The 14,992-nt window shown below is 66.1% G+C and carries 12 protein-coding genes; 8 read left to right on the forward strand and 4 right to left on the reverse strand.

The window, feature by feature from the left end; translation table 11 throughout:
* Positions 1–61 precede the first annotated feature (61 nt).
* A complete protein-coding gene (locus tag AC1VXD_RS11095; RefSeq protein ID WP_482992073.1) occupies positions 62–775 on the forward strand; it encodes a hypothetical protein in 714 nt (237 codons plus the stop codon).
* A 60-nt stretch (positions 776–835) separates the two neighbouring features.
* Here the strand turns inward: AC1VXD_RS11095 and AC1VXD_RS11100 are convergent, their stop codons facing one another.
* Positions 836–2,164: an ATP-binding protein gene (locus AC1VXD_RS11100; RefSeq protein ID WP_482992074.1), complete on the reverse strand. Its 1,329-nt coding sequence runs from the start codon at positions 2,162–2,164 to the stop codon at positions 836–838.
* A complete protein-coding gene (locus AC1VXD_RS11105) occupies positions 2,161–2,853 on the reverse strand; it encodes a response regulator (RefSeq protein ID WP_482992101.1) in 693 nt (230 codons plus the stop codon). Before AC1VXD_RS11105 ends, AC1VXD_RS11100 begins: the two co-directional genes overlap by 4 nt.
* 418 nt (positions 2,854–3,271) lie before the next feature.
* On the opposite strand from AC1VXD_RS11105, the gene AC1VXD_RS11110 reads away from it, so the two are divergent.
* Entirely contained in the window at positions 3,272–5,128 is a 1,857-nt protein-coding gene (locus AC1VXD_RS11110; RefSeq protein ID WP_482992075.1) for an asparagine synthetase B family protein, read from the forward strand.
* Between the two features lie 60 nt (positions 5,129–5,188).
* Here the strand turns inward: AC1VXD_RS11110 and AC1VXD_RS11115 are convergent, their stop codons facing one another.
* A complete protein-coding gene (locus AC1VXD_RS11115; RefSeq protein ID WP_482992076.1) occupies positions 5,189–5,839 on the reverse strand; it encodes a hypothetical protein in 651 nt (216 codons plus the stop codon).
* Between the two features lie 203 nt (positions 5,840–6,042).
* Positions 6,043–8,463, reverse strand: coding sequence for a penicillin-binding protein 1A (locus tag AC1VXD_RS11120; protein ID WP_482992077.1), 2,421 nt, complete (start codon positions 8,461–8,463; stop codon positions 6,043–6,045).
* A gap of 219 nt (positions 8,464–8,682) precedes the next feature.
* Between AC1VXD_RS11120 and AC1VXD_RS11125 the strand changes: the two genes are divergently transcribed.
* From AC1VXD_RS11125 to AC1VXD_RS11150, 6 genes are all read left to right on the forward strand, one after another.
* Entirely contained in the window at positions 8,683–9,741 is a 1,059-nt protein-coding gene (locus AC1VXD_RS11125) for a pilus assembly protein PilM (protein WP_482992078.1), read from the forward strand.
* Positions 9,741–10,616 carry a PilN domain-containing protein gene (locus AC1VXD_RS11130; protein ID WP_482992079.1) on the forward strand — a complete coding sequence of 292 codons (876 nt, stop codon included), beginning with the start codon at positions 9,741–9,743 and terminating at the stop codon, positions 10,614–10,616. Before AC1VXD_RS11125 ends, AC1VXD_RS11130 begins: the two co-directional genes overlap by 1 nt.
* Positions 10,613–11,266, forward strand: coding sequence for a type IV pilus inner membrane component PilO (locus AC1VXD_RS11135; RefSeq protein ID WP_482992080.1), 654 nt, complete (start codon positions 10,613–10,615; stop codon positions 11,264–11,266). Before AC1VXD_RS11130 ends, AC1VXD_RS11135 begins: the two co-directional genes overlap by 4 nt.
* A 26-nt stretch (positions 11,267–11,292) precedes the next feature.
* Positions 11,293–11,799, forward strand: a complete 507-nt coding sequence (locus AC1VXD_RS11140) for a pilus assembly protein PilP (RefSeq protein WP_108770744.1) — start codon at positions 11,293–11,295, stop codon at positions 11,797–11,799.
* 21 nt (positions 11,800–11,820) lie between these two features.
* Positions 11,821–13,794: a type IV pilus secretin PilQ gene (locus AC1VXD_RS11145; RefSeq protein WP_482992081.1), complete on the forward strand. Its 1,974-nt coding sequence runs from the start codon at positions 11,821–11,823 to the stop codon at positions 13,792–13,794.
* 166 nt (positions 13,795–13,960) lie between these two features.
* The gene (locus AC1VXD_RS11150) at positions 13,961–14,986 is read left to right on the forward strand and encodes an AAA family ATPase (protein ID WP_482992082.1); all 1,026 of its coding nucleotides are present in this window, start codon (positions 13,961–13,963) and stop codon (positions 14,984–14,986) included.
* The last annotated feature ends 6 nt before the right edge of the window (positions 14,987–14,992 follow it).

Consider the following 14,992-nt stretch of genomic DNA (forward strand, 5'->3'; position numbering starts at 1 on the left):
GGCCCCTCGCGCCGGGGCACTTCAACGGGAGATGGCGATGTACAGCAGGTTCAGCAGGTTCATGACCTACCGGCGCTTCTACGTATGGCGCGCGCGGTACAACTATGTGGCGCGCAGCATCAACGGGTGGACCTGGGTGTATGCGCTGTTGGTACTGGGGTTGATCTATTCCATCTGGATCATCTGGAAGCTGAGCGATCCGCCGGTGCCGCGCGTCCATCCGGAAGCGGCCAGGCTCCATGTGCAGATGATGGGGGAGCAGGCAGCACACAACGTCGCGGTGGCGATGGATGGCGGCGGGACGCGGGGTACGCCGTACACCACGGCAACGCAGTTGCGTGCCGCCGCGCGGCGCTCGATTCGGGTGCGTGAGGTCTACCTCAGCCGGGAGTCCAGACAGCTGCAGGCGCACATGCTGGCAGACGTGGCTGACTACATCACCGTATCCGGGGTATGCAAACCCTACCTGTGCTGGCATGTGGGTGAAAACATCGCGGGCCTGCGCCGGGCGCACCAGCGCACGTCGGAACTGGAAGCCGCCCTGCAGCCTGTGCTGGGCATGCGCGATGGACCCGTACCAAAACTGGGCGGTGAGCTTGAGCGGCTGCAGAGTTCATGGTCGGAGAATTTCCGCGATGTTTCGACGTATGGCATGGCCATGCATGACGTGCAGGTCATGCACGAGAAGATGATGGCCGAGTATCCCCAGCGGGCCCCGATGCCATGGCTCTCGCGGTTGATGGACAAGCCGGTGGACCCGACCTACATGTTCTGAGCTGGTGCTGTAGAGCCGCTGATACAGCCGAGCGTGGGCGCGGCTCTACCAACGCTTTGACTATCCAGCATCGGTGGCGTCGGGCAGCCACAGCACGACGGCGGCACCGCCCAGCGCGCTGTCGCCCATGCGTGCATGGCCGCCATGGCGCTCGGCGATTACACGCACCATGGCCAATCCAAGGCCAAAGCCTCCTGGCTGCTCGCTCAATCGCACGTAAGGTGCAAATACCTGCTCCCGCTGCGAAGGGTGCACCCCGGCTCCGTCGTCTTCCACTGTCAAACGCATGCCTCCATCGTGCTCGGCGGCGATCACCTGCACCTGACCGCGAGCGTGGCGCACGGCGTTTGCGATCAGGTTTCGTGCGGCCAGCTCCAGCGCGGCGGCATTGGCATGGACCTGCAACGCCGCATTGCAGGCAAGCGTGATTGCCGGTACTCCCCCAGCGTATGCAGCGATCGCGGCTTCCAGTACGCCGCGTACCTCCACGCGGCTGCGCTCTACAAGGGGCATGCGCCCAAACCGCATGTACTCCACGCTTGCCGCCGTCAGATCCTGCAGCAGCTGCAGATCGGTCTGCAGTTCCCGCAGCAGCGCGGCTTGCTCCCCCTGCAGCGCTTGCGTGTGCTCATCCATCAGCTGCGCGGTGAACCGCAACCGGGCCAGTGGTGTCCGCAGCTCATGCGCCATGGCCTGGCTCATCAGCCGCTGCCCATCCAGCAGGATCCGCAGCTGCTGTCCCAGGTCGGCCATCGCATGCCCCAACGGCCGCAGCAGCCGGGTGCGCAAGGCGGGCGTGACATGCTGGAAGGTATTGGCGCGCAGGTGCTGCACGGCCTCGTGGAGCATCCTGACATCGTGCCAGAAGCGGTAGATGAGAAAATACAAGGGGAGCGCGATGGCCGCGCCAAGCGTGCTCAGCAATGCGATCCAGGACAGCTCATCTTCCACATCGTGGGGGCTGGGGTCGGCAGGTACGTCGCCAAAATCGCCCAGTGTCAGCACCGAGGTAGTGCCCGCCAGCCGCTGGTGGCTGTACGCGCCGCCATCAGAGATGACGATCTGGCCGTCCCGCAGACGGTCTGCATCCTTGCCGGGCAATTGCCTGGCGACGGTTTCCAGCGGTTGCAGATGCAGGGGGTAGGCGAAAAGATGCTGCAGGTCTGCAAGCACTGCCGGACGCTGTGCATCGGGTACCTGCAGCAGACGTTCTGCCAACAGTGCGTGGCTGCCCTGCACACGATAGTGCAGGGTCGATACGGGGGTGGTGTCCAGCACCCGCTCCCACAGCAGGGTGCCCGCCAGCAGCAACAGCAACTGGGCGATAAGGAAGGCCATGCAGTAGGGCAGAAACAGCGGCAGGATGCCACGCGGGCGGCGATACTTCACGGCCACGCCGTGGGGTTGAACAGGTAGCCGCGGCCACGGACGGTGCGGATGCGCACTGGCTCGGTTTCCAGATCACCCAGCTTGCGGCGCAGCCGCGATATGCGTGCGTCGATTGATCGGTCCATGCCATCGAACCCTATGCCGCGCAGGCCCTTGAACAGCGCATCGCGGTGCATGATGTGGCCCGCGTTGCGGGCGAGCAGGACCAGCAGGTCGAATTCGGCAGTGGTCATCGCAATTGACTCATCACCAAGGCGCACGCTGCGACTGCCCGGATCGATCTGCAACTGCCCAAAGGAGAGCAGGTCAGGGCGACTTTCGGCCCCGGCGGCTGTTCTCCGCAGGTGTGCACGCAGTCGAGCCAGCAGCACCGGGGGCTCGATCGGTTTGGTGAAGTAATCATCCGCGCCCAGTTCCAGGCCCACTACCTGATGGAGGTCGTCCGCGCGTGCGCTGAAGATGCACAGCAGACCCCGGTAGCTGGCACGCAGGCCACGGCAGACATCCAGCCCGTCCACGTCGGGCAGGCCCAGATCGAGCAGCACCACGTCGGGTGCCTGTTCCTGGACGTGCCGGAGTGCGCACGCGCCACTCGCCGCGCGATGGATCTCGAAGCCATGGCTTTGCAGATAACGGGTGATCAGCTCAGCCAGACGATCGTCGTCCTCAACAAGCAATAGACGGTGCATGTTTATCAGGATGTTTGCAGATGAAGGGCGATGGTAGGCATCTGTACGCAGTGGCGAGACTGCTGAAAGCGTCATTATTGAACGCTGGCAGGGGTGTGTTCAGGCGTGCCTGCAAGCGTACAAAGCGTCACATCCGCACAAGAGACCGTTACAGCTGCTGTACGGTTGCGATGAGGCGACACGCCCGCGCGGGCGCCAAGCTGTGGTCTCCAAGTCAACGTGGAGTTCCATGTGAAGAGCGTGCTTTCTCCTCTGCCTGCCGCATTGGTTCTGGCGCCACAGCCTGCCGCGGCGGGCGGCAAGCGCTTGTGTACCTCACAGCTCACCGTGACCTACGGCGACACCTTCTGAAGGTGCGGTGGGGCGGGCAGCTTCTCTCCCTGCCCGTCCCGCTCCCGCGATGATGAGGCGCGAACACATGAATGGTATTGCAGGCGTCTGGACGCCCTACGCCCGCTCTCTGGCTCCGCAGCAACGTGCCATCAACATGCTGGTGCGCCGGGCTACCGGTTCTGCGGAGGTATCAAGGTGGCAGGATCCGCTGGCGACTGTTGGCATGGCGCAGGGGGAACGGCGAGACAGGGGCAACACTGGCCGGCCAGGCCTGTCGCCCTGTGGGCGCTATGTGGTGATGGTGGATGGTCTGCTGATGACGCCGGGGGGGCAGGATGCTGGGGCGATGATCAGCGCGCAGGGCGTTGCTGCGGTGCTGCCGCAACTGCGCGGCGCATACGCGCTGGCCGTGTTCGACATTCATGCGCTTGAACTTTGGCTGGTCCGTGATGCGGCCGGCCAGCACCCGCTCTACTACGGGTGGGTGCAGGGCGATTTTGTCTTTGCCACGTCGCTGGACAGGTTGGCCGCAGATCCGCGGTTCCAGCCGGTCATCAACCGGGATGTCGTTGCCCTGTACATGCAGCGTGGCTACGTGCCTGCTCCGTATTGTGTGTTTGACGGGATTTTCAAGCTGCGCGCAGGCAATGTGCTGCGCATGGATGCGCGAATGCTGATCAGCGGAGACCGCATGCACCATGCCGGTGTCGATCAACGTGCGCTGCTGCCAGTGTTGCCGCCTTCATCTGCGTGCGCAGGCTCTGCATCCAATGACGAGGAGGCGATCGCTCGACTGGATGCAGGCCTGCACCGCGCAGTGGCAGCAGCATGCGAGGCTGGCGCGCGTGCCTGTTTCCTTTCTGGAGGCGTGGACTCTTCGCTGGTTGCTGCCGCGCTGCAATCCAACTGTGCCTCCCCCATCGATACCTTGTGCGTCGGATTCCACGATGATGCCCACGACGAACGCCCGTGGGCGGCGGCGGTGGGCAGAGTGCTTGGCGTCAACCATCACCAGGTGCTGTTGTCGGGCGGCATGGTGGCGGACCTGATGCCACAGGTGGCCGACGCATGGAGCGAACCGTTCGCCGATGCATCGCAGGTGCCGACGCTGCTTGCCAGCCAGTGGATGGGGCCACGTTGCGGGCTGGCTCTGGCTGGTGACGGCGGCGATGAACTCTGGCTTGGGCACGGCGCGCATGGCAAGGCCTTGAGAAATGCTGCGCTGGCACGCTGGCTGCCATCGCCCATCCGGCGCATTGCAGGCCACTGTGCGCAACGCTGCGGCGAGCGGCCCCGGCTGGGCGGCTGGCCAGCACTGATGGCGAACATCGCCAGTGCCGATATCCGCCATCACTTTCATCTGCGTACGGTACGGTGGCGGGATGCTTGCCGATTGGTCAAGGGGGCGAGCATGATTCGAACGCCCTACGACGATCCGTACCCCGCGTCGATCCATGCCGACGACGCATTGCAGCTGCAGCAGCTGGAGGTGTCCATGGAGCTGGCAGAAGGCATCCTCACCAAGACCCACCGCGCAGCACTCCATGCGGGCCTGCAGGTGCACGCGCCTTTGCTTGACCCGGAGATCATGGCGCTTTCATGGCAGCTGCCGCGGCATATGAAGTACCGCGATGGCCAGCACAAGTGGCTGCCCAGGCAGGTGCTGTTGCGCTATCTGCCCGAGGCGCTGGTGCATCGCCCCAAGCGGGGCTTCGGACCGCCGGTGGCCACGTGGTTGCGCGGGCCGCTGCGGCCATGGGCGGACGCCTTGCTGTCGCCCCCGGCCTTGCAGGCGCATGGGTTGTTTGATGACGCCATCATCGAACGTCTGTGGCAGCAGTTCCAGGCCGGCGAGCGCCGCTGGCATCCGTTGTTGTGGACGGTATTGATGTTCCAGGCCTGGCACCAGCGGCATGGGGTCGGCCCGATGCACTTCCTGTAACTCCGAGCGGCATGCTCTGCTCAGGCGCATGCCGTTGTGAAGCCGAGCATGGGCTCGGCTCTACGACTTCGGCGCGACGTAGGGGGTGATCTCTGCTTCCGCCAGCAGCTGTCGTAGTTGCGCAATCGACGCGCGCCGCATCGGCTTCTCGTCCACCGGTGACAGCGGCGCCTGGCGCAGGGCATCGTAAGGCAGTACGGCCAGGTCGAAGGTCAGTTCTTCGGCGCTGAACACCCAGACCGACACGTCCAGGTTGCGCTCGCGGTCCAGGCGCAGCCGGCGAACGCGCGATTCGGCGGGGATGCCGTGTTCGTCCAGGAAACGGTGCACGGCTTCGGGGTCGTCGCTGTGCAGGTGCAGCTGCACGGGGCTGTTGGCGTCGGCGGTGCCTTCCAGTACCGGCCCGACCAGGCGCGGGGCGAAGCCGTGCAGGAATTCAAGTGCGCGTACGGCGGCCTCGCGGCGGCGCTGCAGCTCGTTGCCGTGCTGGGGCCCGGAGAACAGGCGCTGGTACTCGCGCAGGGCCTCCTCGATCTCGACGTTGCGGGGCAGGGAGGCATCGTCGTGGATGCCGAGGCGGCTGGCGGCCTTCAACTTGGCCTGGTGGTAGTCGCGGATGCCGCCTTCGGCCATGAGGCGGGCGGCTTCGTGGGCGAGGCGGTGGCGCCGCTCGCGGGTCTGGCTGGCAGCATGCTGACGTGCCCGATGCATGCAAAAACTCCTGATGCGACCTGCGGACAGGTTAGCGCAGTGACGTGACATCTGCGTGGGGGCGGGCAACGGCGCCGCTGCGCTCGCCGGGCATGGCCCGACGCTAACGGGAGAGGGCGCGCGACGGGAGGCATGGTAGGCCGGGCCGTGCCCGGCGCATTGCATGAGTGCCAACCAACGGTTGGCACCCGCCCGTGCCGTCCTTAGAAGATATCGAACGCGGCGGCGTCGGCCTGCGGGGTGTTCTGCAGGTTGAGGTCGTAGTCGGTCAGGCGGTCCATGTCTTCCACCTTCACCCACTCCACCGCGCCATTGAGCGTGGCCTGGACCATGCCAGCCGGCGGTTCGTTCTCGGCCAGCGGCACGTCCTTCAAGGCGGTGCGCATGTAGTCGATCCAGATCGGAAGAGCGGCCTTGCCGCCGTATTCGCGGTAGCCCAGCGAGCGGAAGTCATCGCGGCCCACCCAGACGGTGGTGACATACGGGCCGCCGAAGCCGGAGAACCAGGCATCGCGGTGGTCGTTGGTCGAACCGGTCTTGCCACCCAGGTCGGCGCGGCCGAGCACTTTGGCGGCGGTACCGGTACCGCGCTGGACCACGTCGCGCATCATCGACACCAGCTGGTAGGCCGTACGGGCGTCGATCGCGCGCGGGGCGGTGCGGGCGTCCGGGTTGACCGGCGCGACCGGGGTCTCGGTGGCCGGCGTGGCGCCAGCGGTGGCATCGGACTTGGGCGCGGGGGCGCCGAAGTTGAAGCCATCCACCACCTGGTTCACCGGCTGGTCGCTGCTGCCGGCGCACTCGCGGCAGGCCAGGGCCGGGTTCTCCTTGAACACCACGGTGCCGTCGCGGTCGGTCACCTGGTCGATCAGCCAGGTGTCCACGCGCGAGCCGCCGTTGGCGAACACGGCATAGCCGCGGGCCACCGACAGCGGGGTAAGCGAGGCGGTACCCAGCGACATCGACAGGTTCGGCGGCAGTTCCGATTCGGCAAAGCCGAACTCGCTGATGTACTTGCGCGCGTAATCCACGCCCATGCCATCAAGCAGGCGCACCGAGACCAGGTTGCGCGACTGCACCAGCGCCTCGCGCAGGCGCATCGGGCCACGGAAGCCGCCGCCGTCGTTCTGCGGGGCCCAGGTCTTGCCGCGACGGTCGCGGAACACGACCGGGGCGTCGAGCACGATCGAGGCCGGGTTGTAGCCCTTGTCGAAGGCGGCCGCGTAGACGAACGGCTTGAAGCTTGAACCCGGCTGGCGGCGGGCCTGGGTGGCACGGTTGAACTTGTTGCCGGAGAAGCTGAAGCCACCGACCAGGGCCTTCAGGGCACCGCTGTGTGCGTCCAGCGAGACCAGGGCGGACTGGCCGCGCGGAATCTGGTCCAGCAGCCACTCGCCTTCCTTCGCACCGGCGCGCACGCGCACGATGTCGCCGCGCTGGACCAGCTTGCCCGGGGTCTTGTTGGTCCACTTGGCGGCACCGGCCGGCAGCACGATCTCGCTGCGGTTGGCCAGGACCACGGTGGCGCTGCCGTCGGCGCCGGTGCTGGCAACGATGGCCGGCAACAGGCCGGCCTGGCCGACGATGCCGCGCAGATGCTCGGCCAGGGCCGCGGCATCATCAGCGGCGCCCAGCTGAACCTGCTTTTCCACCCCGTGCCAGCCGTGGCGGTGGTCGTACAGCAGCAGGCCGTCACGCACGGCCAGGTTGGCCGATTCCTGCAGGGTGGCATCGATGGTCGTGGTGACGTGGTAACCCTTGTTGACCACGTCACCGCCGAAGCGGGCGATCATTTCCTGGCGCACCAGCTCGGCCACGTACGGGGCGTACACCTCCACCGGCGGCTCATGCGGAGTGGCGTGCATCGGCACGGCCTTGGCCGCATCGGCCTCGGCCTGGCTGACGAACTTCAGATCAGCCATGCGCTGCAGCACGTAGTTGTCGCGGCGCTGGCGGGCACGTTCCGGGTTGGAGATCGGGTTGCCGGAGGAGGGGAACTTGGGGATGCCGGCCAGCGAGGCCATCTCGTCCAGGTCCAGCTCGTTCAGCTTCTTGCCGTAGTAGAACTCGGCGGCGGCGGCCACGCCGTAGGCGCGGTTGCCGAAGAAACTCTTGTTCAGGTACAGCTCGAAGATCTCGTCCTTGCTCAGCTCGGACTCGATCTTGCGGGCCAACAGGATCTCGGCCAGCTTGCGCGTGTAGCTGTACTCGGAGCTGAGGAAGAACTGGCGGGCGACCTGCTGGGTGATGGTCGAACCACCCGGCACGCGCCGGTCGCTGGTGGTGGCCAGCAGCCAGACCGCGCGGGCGATGCCCTTGTAGTCCACGCCGCCATGCTCATAGAAGCGGGCGTCCTCGGTGGCCAGGAAAGCCCGCTTCAGGTTCTCCGGCACGTCCTTCATGGTGATGGGGGTGCGCCTTGTCTCACCGAAGACGGCCATCAGCTTGCCGTCGGCGGCGTAGACGTACATCGGCTCCTGCATTTCCACGTCGCGCAGGGTCTGCACGTCGGGAAGCTTGGAGGATACGGCGTAGTACAGGCCGCCCACGGCGGCAGCACCAACCAGCGCCAGGACCAGGGCAACAACAAAGATCCAGCGCAGCCAGCGGCGGAGACGAGTCATCGGTGTCAGATTCCGATTGCGAATTTCGTGGTCGCAGAGTATAGATTACGCAAGGTGGCGGCTGGGGCCGGCACCGGGGAACGCAAGGGGAATTGCCAGGGGCTGCGTGTTCATCCTGTGAGGGATTTCACAGCAGGGCGGTTGCCATTCGCTAAAAATACGTTATTAATGCGCGGACGCAGATCGTGTGTCCAAGTGCCCGTCGGCAGGGGAGAAACCGTGGGGCTCATCCCAAAAAGTCAGTCGCCGCTCATTGGCGTCGACATCAGTTCGACTGCGGTAAAGCTGTTGCAGCTTTCCCGCAGCGGCAACCGTTTCCGCGTGGAACACTACGCCGTGGAACCGTTGCCGCCGAATGCGGTGGTTGAAAAGAACATCGTCGAAGTGGAGGCCGTGGGTGAGGCCATCCGCCGGGCGATGAACCGTTCCGGCAGCAAGGCCAAGCTGGCCGCGGCCGCCGTGGCCGGTTCGGCGGTGATCACCAAGGTGATCCCTATGCCGGCCGACCTCGACGAAGCCGACATGGAAGCCCAGATCGAGCTGGAAGCGGTCAACTACATTCCGTACCCGATCGAGGAAGTGAACCTGGACTTCGAGGTGATCGGGGCGATCCCGAACAATCCGGAGATGGTCCAGGTGCTGCTGGCTGCCTCGCGCTCGGAAAACGTCGAGCTGCGCCAGTCGGCGCTGGAGCTGGGCGGCCTGCAGGCCAAGGTGATGGACGTGGAGGCCTTCGCGGTCGAGAACGCCTTCGCCCTGGTGGCCAGTGAGCTGCCGGTGTCCCACGAAGGCGTGGTGGCCCTGGTCGACATCGGCGCCACGATGACCACGCTGAACGTCCTGCGCGGCGGCCGTAGCCTGTACAGCCGCGAACAGGTGTTCGGTGGCAAGCAGCTGACCGACGAGATCATGCGCCGCTACGGCCTGAGCTACGAGGAAGCCGGTCTGGCCAAGCGCCAGGGCGGGCTGCCGGAAAGCTACGAAGTGGAAGTGCTGGAGCCCTTCAAGGAAGCGACGGTCCAGCAGATCAGCCGCCTGCTGCAGTTCTTCTACGCGGGCAGTGAATTCAACCGGGTCGACCACATCGTGCTCGCCGGCGGTTGCGCCGCGCTGGCTGGCCTGCCGGAGATGGTCGAAGAGCAGCTGGGCGTGCCGACCGTGGTCGCCAACCCGCTGGCACAGATGACCCTGGGCCCGAAGGTGCAGGCGCAGGCGCTTGCCCAGGATGCCCCCGCGCTGATGATCGCTACCGGTCTGGCACTGAGGAGCTTCGACTGATGGCACGCATCAATCTATTGCCCTGGCGCGCCGAACGGCGCAAGCAGCGCCAGCGCGAGTTCGGCGTCATGCTGGGCATGGCCGCGCTCGGTGGCCTGCTGCTGTCCCTGCTGATCTGGTTCTACTACGACATGCAGGTCAGCGGCCAGCAGGAGCGCAACGCGTACCTTCAGACCGAGATCGACAAGGTCAAGAAGCAGAACGAGGAGATCAAGCGCCTCGACGAGCAGAAGAGCCGCCTGCTGGCGCGCAAGGCCGTCATCGAACAGCTGCAGGCCAAGCGTTCGCAGATGGTCCATCTGTTCGATGCCCTGGTCCGCACCATTCCGGATGGCGTGGTGCTGACGGCCCTGACCCAGGACGGCGACATGCTCACCCTGGAAGGCCGCACCCAGTCCAACGCACGCGTCTCGGCGTACATGCGCAACCTGGAAGTGTCCGGCTGGATGACCAATCCCGAGCTGTCGATCATCGAGGCCAGCAACCCGGAGAAGGACAAGGAAATCCGTGCCGGTGGCCCGGTGGCTGACATCAAGGCCTTGCCGTATCTGTTCAAGGTGACGGTGAAGCTGCCGGCACAGAGTGACGAGAGCACCACCCCCGGTCTGAATGCCGATGGCTCGGTGGCGACGCCCGCTGCAGCGGCTCCGGCTGTCGCGCCGTTGTCGGCAGGCCAGGATGCGGCCGCCCCGCCAGCTGGCCAGCCTCCGGCACCCGCTGCTGCCCCGGCCAACGCCCCGGCTGCGCAGCCCGCGCCGACAGCGCCGGCCGTCCAGCCTGCCACCCAGCCGGCAGCCCCGCCCAAGCCTGAGGGCAGCCGCCTGGCGCAGCCGCCGCAGGCCTTCCACGCCCCGCTGCAGGGGGACCGCGCATGAGCAGGAAAGTCGACCTCAAGAGCCTGGACTTCAACGACATCGGCAACTGGCCGCGGAACGCGAAAATCGTGTTCTGCACGCTGATCGCCCTGGTCATCATGTTCGTGGCGTACATGCTGCTGATCAGCGGCAAGCGCGAGGAACTGGAAGGCCTGGAAGGCCAGGAAGCCACGCTGCGCCAACAGTTCAGCACCGAGCAGGCACGCGCGGTGAACCTGGAACCGCTCAAGCAGCAGCTGGCACAGATGGAGCAGGTCCTGCAGCAGATGCTGCGGCAGCTGCCAAGCAAGACCGAGATGCCGGACCTGATCATCGACATCTCGCAGACCGCGCTGTCCAGCGGCCTGACCAACCAGCTGTTCGAGCCGGAACAGGAACAGATCAAGGAGTTCTACGCCGAGAAGCCGATCAAGCTGAAGATGGTGGGCAGCTACCACCAGTTCGGCGCGTTCGTCAGTGGCGTGGCCTCGCTGCCGCGCGTGGTCATCCTGACCATGCACGACATCAATCTGAAGCCGGCCGACAAGACCGGTGGCAGCATCCGCGCCGGCGCGCTGGAGCTGTCCGGTACGGTCAAGACCTACCGGTACCTGGATGAGTCCGAGATCGCAGAACAACAGGTTGAACCCGGCAAGGAGGCACAGAAGTGATCCGTTCCTTCATTGCACGGGGTGGCATGGCGATGGCGGTGTTGTTGCTGGCCGGCTGCGGCCGCGGCATCACCAGCACGCCGGGCGACGCCCCCAACCTGGAAAAGTGGGTTGAAAGCGAGCGCGCACGACCGGCACAGCCGCTGGAGCCGCTGCCGGTGATGCAGCAGTTCGAGACCTTCGAGTATTCCGCGCAGGGCATGCGCGATCCGTTCACCGATGCCTGGGCCAATCCGCAGCAGGGGGCTGGTGGAACCCGTCCGGATCCGAACCGGCGCAAGGAGCCGCTTGAAGGCTTCCCGCTGGATGCGCTGGACATGGTGGGTACCATCGGTACCGGAGGCGGCACGGTCGCCCTGGTGATGGGGCCCGACAAGGTGACCTACCGGGTGCGCCCGGGTGGATACCTTGGGCAGAGCGACGGGCGGGTCACCGCGGTCTACGAAGACCGCGTGGAGCTGATCGAACTTGTGCCGGACGGTGCGGGGGGCTGGCTGGAACGTCCGGCCACGCTCGCGCTCGATGATCAATGATCGTTTACTGGGGATAGCACGATGACTTTTCACCAAGCCAAGGGGCTGCGACCCATCCGGCGCTCTACCTTGAACCGCATCAGCGCGCTGGGAGTCGCGCTGATGCTGGCCTGCGCCCCGGCGCTGGCCGCCGCACCGGCCGAGAAACCGGCAGGCACCGCAGTAGCGACGCAGGCCTCCGCGCCGGCATCGCTGTCGGTGCAGCGGATCGATTTCAAGCGCGGCGATGACGGCAGCGGCCGTCTGATCGTCCAGTTCGACGGCCAGGGCGCGATCCCTGACCTGCGCACGCAGGACAACAGTGTGGTGGTCGACGTTGGCAATGCCCGACTGCCGGCCAACCTGCAGAAGCCGCTGAACGTCACCGACTTCGCCACGCCGGTGCAGCGCATCGACGCCAAGCCGTCCGGCGCGGGCACCCAGCTGGTGCTGAGCACCGGCGGCGCGGTCGAATCGCTGGCCTACCAGAGCGGCAACGAGTACGTGGTCGAGATCAGTGCCCGCAAGGCACCGGCCGCCGTCGGTGCCGTCACCGCAGGCAGCGTCACCCAGGCTGCCAAGGGCGTGCCGGAGCGTGGCTACAGCGGCAAGCCGGTCACCTTCAACTTCCAGGACGTGCCGGTGCGCACCGTGCTGCAGTTGATTGCCGAAGAGTCGAACCTGAATGTCGTGGCGTCCGATTCGGTGCAGGGCAATGTGACTCTGCGCCTGGTCAACGTGCCGTGGGACCAGGCGCTGGACATCGTGCTGCGCGCCAAGGGCATGGACAAGCGTCGCGACGGCAGCGTGATCTGGGTCGCGCCGCAGGCCGAGCTGGCCAAGTTCGAGCAGGAAAAGGAAGACGCACGCATCGCCATCGAGAACCGCGAGGATCTGGTGACCGATTACGTGCAGATCAACTACCACAGCGCCACGCAGATCTTCAAAGCGCTGACCGAGGCCAAGGGCATCGGGGGTGGTGGTGGTGGTGGCAGTGGTGGCGGGAGCAGCTCCAGCCAGGAAGAGAGTGGCTTCCTGTCCTCGCGCGGCCGCATCGTTGCCGACGAGCGCACCAACACCCTGATGATCAGCGACATCCCGAAGAAGATCGCGCGCATGCGTGAGCTGATCAACGTGATTGACCGCCCGGTCGACCAGGTGCTGATCGAGAGCCGCATCGTCATCGCCACCGACACCTTTGCCCGCGAGCTGGGTGCCAAGTTCGGCATCAGCGGCAGTCGGGACAATGTGTACTTCAGCGGTGATCTGGAAGCAAACCGTGAGACGCGCGAATCCCAGGTGACCACTGCAGCCACCAATGCCAACGCCGTGCGTGACTGGATCGCGGGCGGCAGCGTCGGGCCGGCTCCTATACCGGTTGCCTCGGCTATCAAGCGTGGCCTGAACTGGGACCTGCCGGTCGCCTCCACCAGCAACCCCGGCTCGCTCGCCCTGTCCATCCTCAACGCGGGCTACCTGCTGGACGTCGAACTGTCGGCCATGCAGGAAGAATCGCGTGGTGAAGTGATTTCCAACCCGCGCGTGGTGACCACCAACCAGCGCGAGGCCCTGATCAAGCAGGGTAAGGAAATCGGCTACGTCACCATCAGCGGCGGCGGTGCGGCCGGTGGTGCACAGACCCCGAACGTGCAGTTCAAGGAAGTGGTGCTGGAGCTGAAGGTCACCCCGACCATCACCGACGACAACCGCGTGTTCCTGAACATGGCGGTCAAGAAGGACGAAGTGCAGCGCTACATCACCCTGGCCGGCTACGGTGAAATTCCGGAAATCAACCGCCGCGAGGTCAACACCGCCGTGCTGGTGGAAGACGGCCAGACCGTGGTGATCGGTGGTGTGTACGAGTTCACCGACCGCAGCAGCGTCAGCAAGGTGCCGTTCCTGGGCGATGTCCCGTTCCTGGGCAATCTGTTCAAGAAGCGCGGCCGCAACAAGGACAAGGCCGAACTGCTGGTGTTCGTGACCCCGAAGGTGCTGCGCGTGGCCAAGAAGAGCTGAGCCCGCCCGTACACGCTGCACGAGACGGGGCCGCCATGTGCGGCCCTTTCTCGTGGTGGATCCACGCCATGAGGCGATGGCCATTCATCCGTCCTTGATCCAATCCGCGGACCGGCCTGCGATGATGTGGGGAACCCGTGCCGTTCCGCGCCGGTCAAAGGCCCCCATGAACCTGCCACCGCCGATGCCCGAATCCGCCGCGCCGCCGCCCGCGCCGACCACTTCGCAGCTGCATGCCGCCTTCACCGGCCTGCGTGATGCCCTGTCGGCCGAGATCGTCGGCCAGGCCGCGCTGGTCGAGCGCCTGCTGATCGCCCTGCTGGCCGACGGCCACCTGCTGGTCGAAGGTGCCCCCGGCCTGGCCAAGACCACCGCCATCCGTGCGCTGGCCTCGCGCCTGGAAGCCGATTTCGCCCGCGTCCAGTTCACCCCGGACCTGCTGCCGGCCGACCTGACCGGTACCGAGATCTGGCGCCCGCAGGAAGGACGCTTCGAATTCGTGCCCGGCCCGATCTTCCACCCGATCCTGCTGGCTGATGAAATCAACCGCGCCCCGGCCAAGGTGCAGTCGGCGCTGCTGGAAGCCATGGGCGAGCGCCAGGTCACCGTCGGCCGCCACACCTATGCGCTGCCGTCGCTGTTCCTGGTGATGGCCACGCAGAACCCGATCGAGCAGGAAGGCACGTTCCCGCTGCCGGAAGCGCAGCTGGACCGGTTCCTGATGCATGTGCGCATCGGCTACCCCGACCAGGCCGCGGAAGCGGAGATCCTGCGCCTGGCCCGCGACCGTGCGCGCGGTGCACTGGACAACGCCGTGCCGGCACCGGAGAAGCTGCCGATGCAGGTGGTGTTCGACGCACGCCGCGAAGTGCTGGACCTGCACATGGCGCCGGCGCTGGAGCGTTACCTGATCGAACTGGTGCTGGCCTCGCGCGATCCGTCGCGCTACGACGCCGGCCTCGGCCGCCGCATCGCCTGGGGCGCGAGCCCGCGTGGCTCGATCGCGCTGGAGCGCTGCGCGCGTGCACGTGCGTGGCTGGCCGGTCGTGACTTCGTTACCCCGGATGACGTGCGTGCCGTGGCCGCCGACGTGCTGCGCCACCGCGTGCTGCCCAGCTATGAAGCGACGGCCGAAGGCTGGGATGGCGAGCGACTGGTGCAGGAACTGCTGGCCCGCGTGCCGGCGCCCTGAGCCTGC

It is taken from the genome of Stenotrophomonas sp. STEN054 (genome assembly GCF_056854535.1).

What these genes read in the sequence shown, in the direction of transcription:
- AC1VXD_RS11095 (WP_482992073.1), top strand. Translation starts at nt 62, where the DNA reads ATGACCTACCGGCGCTTCTACGTATGGCGCGCGCGGTACAACTATGTG.
- AC1VXD_RS11105 (WP_482992101.1), bottom strand. Translation starts at nt 2,853, where the DNA reads ATGCACCGTCTATTGCTTGTTGAGGACGACGATCGTCTGGCTGAGCTG.
- AC1VXD_RS11110 (WP_482992075.1), top strand. Translation starts at nt 3,272, where the DNA reads ATGAATGGTATTGCAGGCGTCTGGACGCCCTACGCCCGCTCTCTGGCT.
- AC1VXD_RS11115 (WP_482992076.1), bottom strand. Translation starts at nt 5,839, where the DNA reads ATGCATCGGGCACGTCAGCATGCTGCCAGCCAGACCCGCGAGCGGCGC.
- AC1VXD_RS11120 (WP_482992077.1), bottom strand. Translation starts at nt 8,463, where the DNA reads ATGACTCGTCTCCGCCGCTGGCTGCGCTGGATCTTTGTTGTTGCCCTG.
- AC1VXD_RS11130 (WP_482992079.1), top strand. Translation starts at nt 9,741, where the DNA reads ATGGCACGCATCAATCTATTGCCCTGGCGCGCCGAACGGCGCAAGCAG.
- AC1VXD_RS11135 (WP_482992080.1), top strand. Translation starts at nt 10,613, where the DNA reads ATGAGCAGGAAAGTCGACCTCAAGAGCCTGGACTTCAACGACATCGGC.
- AC1VXD_RS11140 (WP_108770744.1), top strand. Translation starts at nt 11,293, where the DNA reads ATGGCGATGGCGGTGTTGTTGCTGGCCGGCTGCGGCCGCGGCATCACC.
- AC1VXD_RS11145 (WP_482992081.1), top strand. Translation starts at nt 11,821, where the DNA reads ATGACTTTTCACCAAGCCAAGGGGCTGCGACCCATCCGGCGCTCTACC.
- AC1VXD_RS11150 (WP_482992082.1), top strand. Translation starts at nt 13,961, where the DNA reads ATGAACCTGCCACCGCCGATGCCCGAATCCGCCGCGCCGCCGCCCGCG.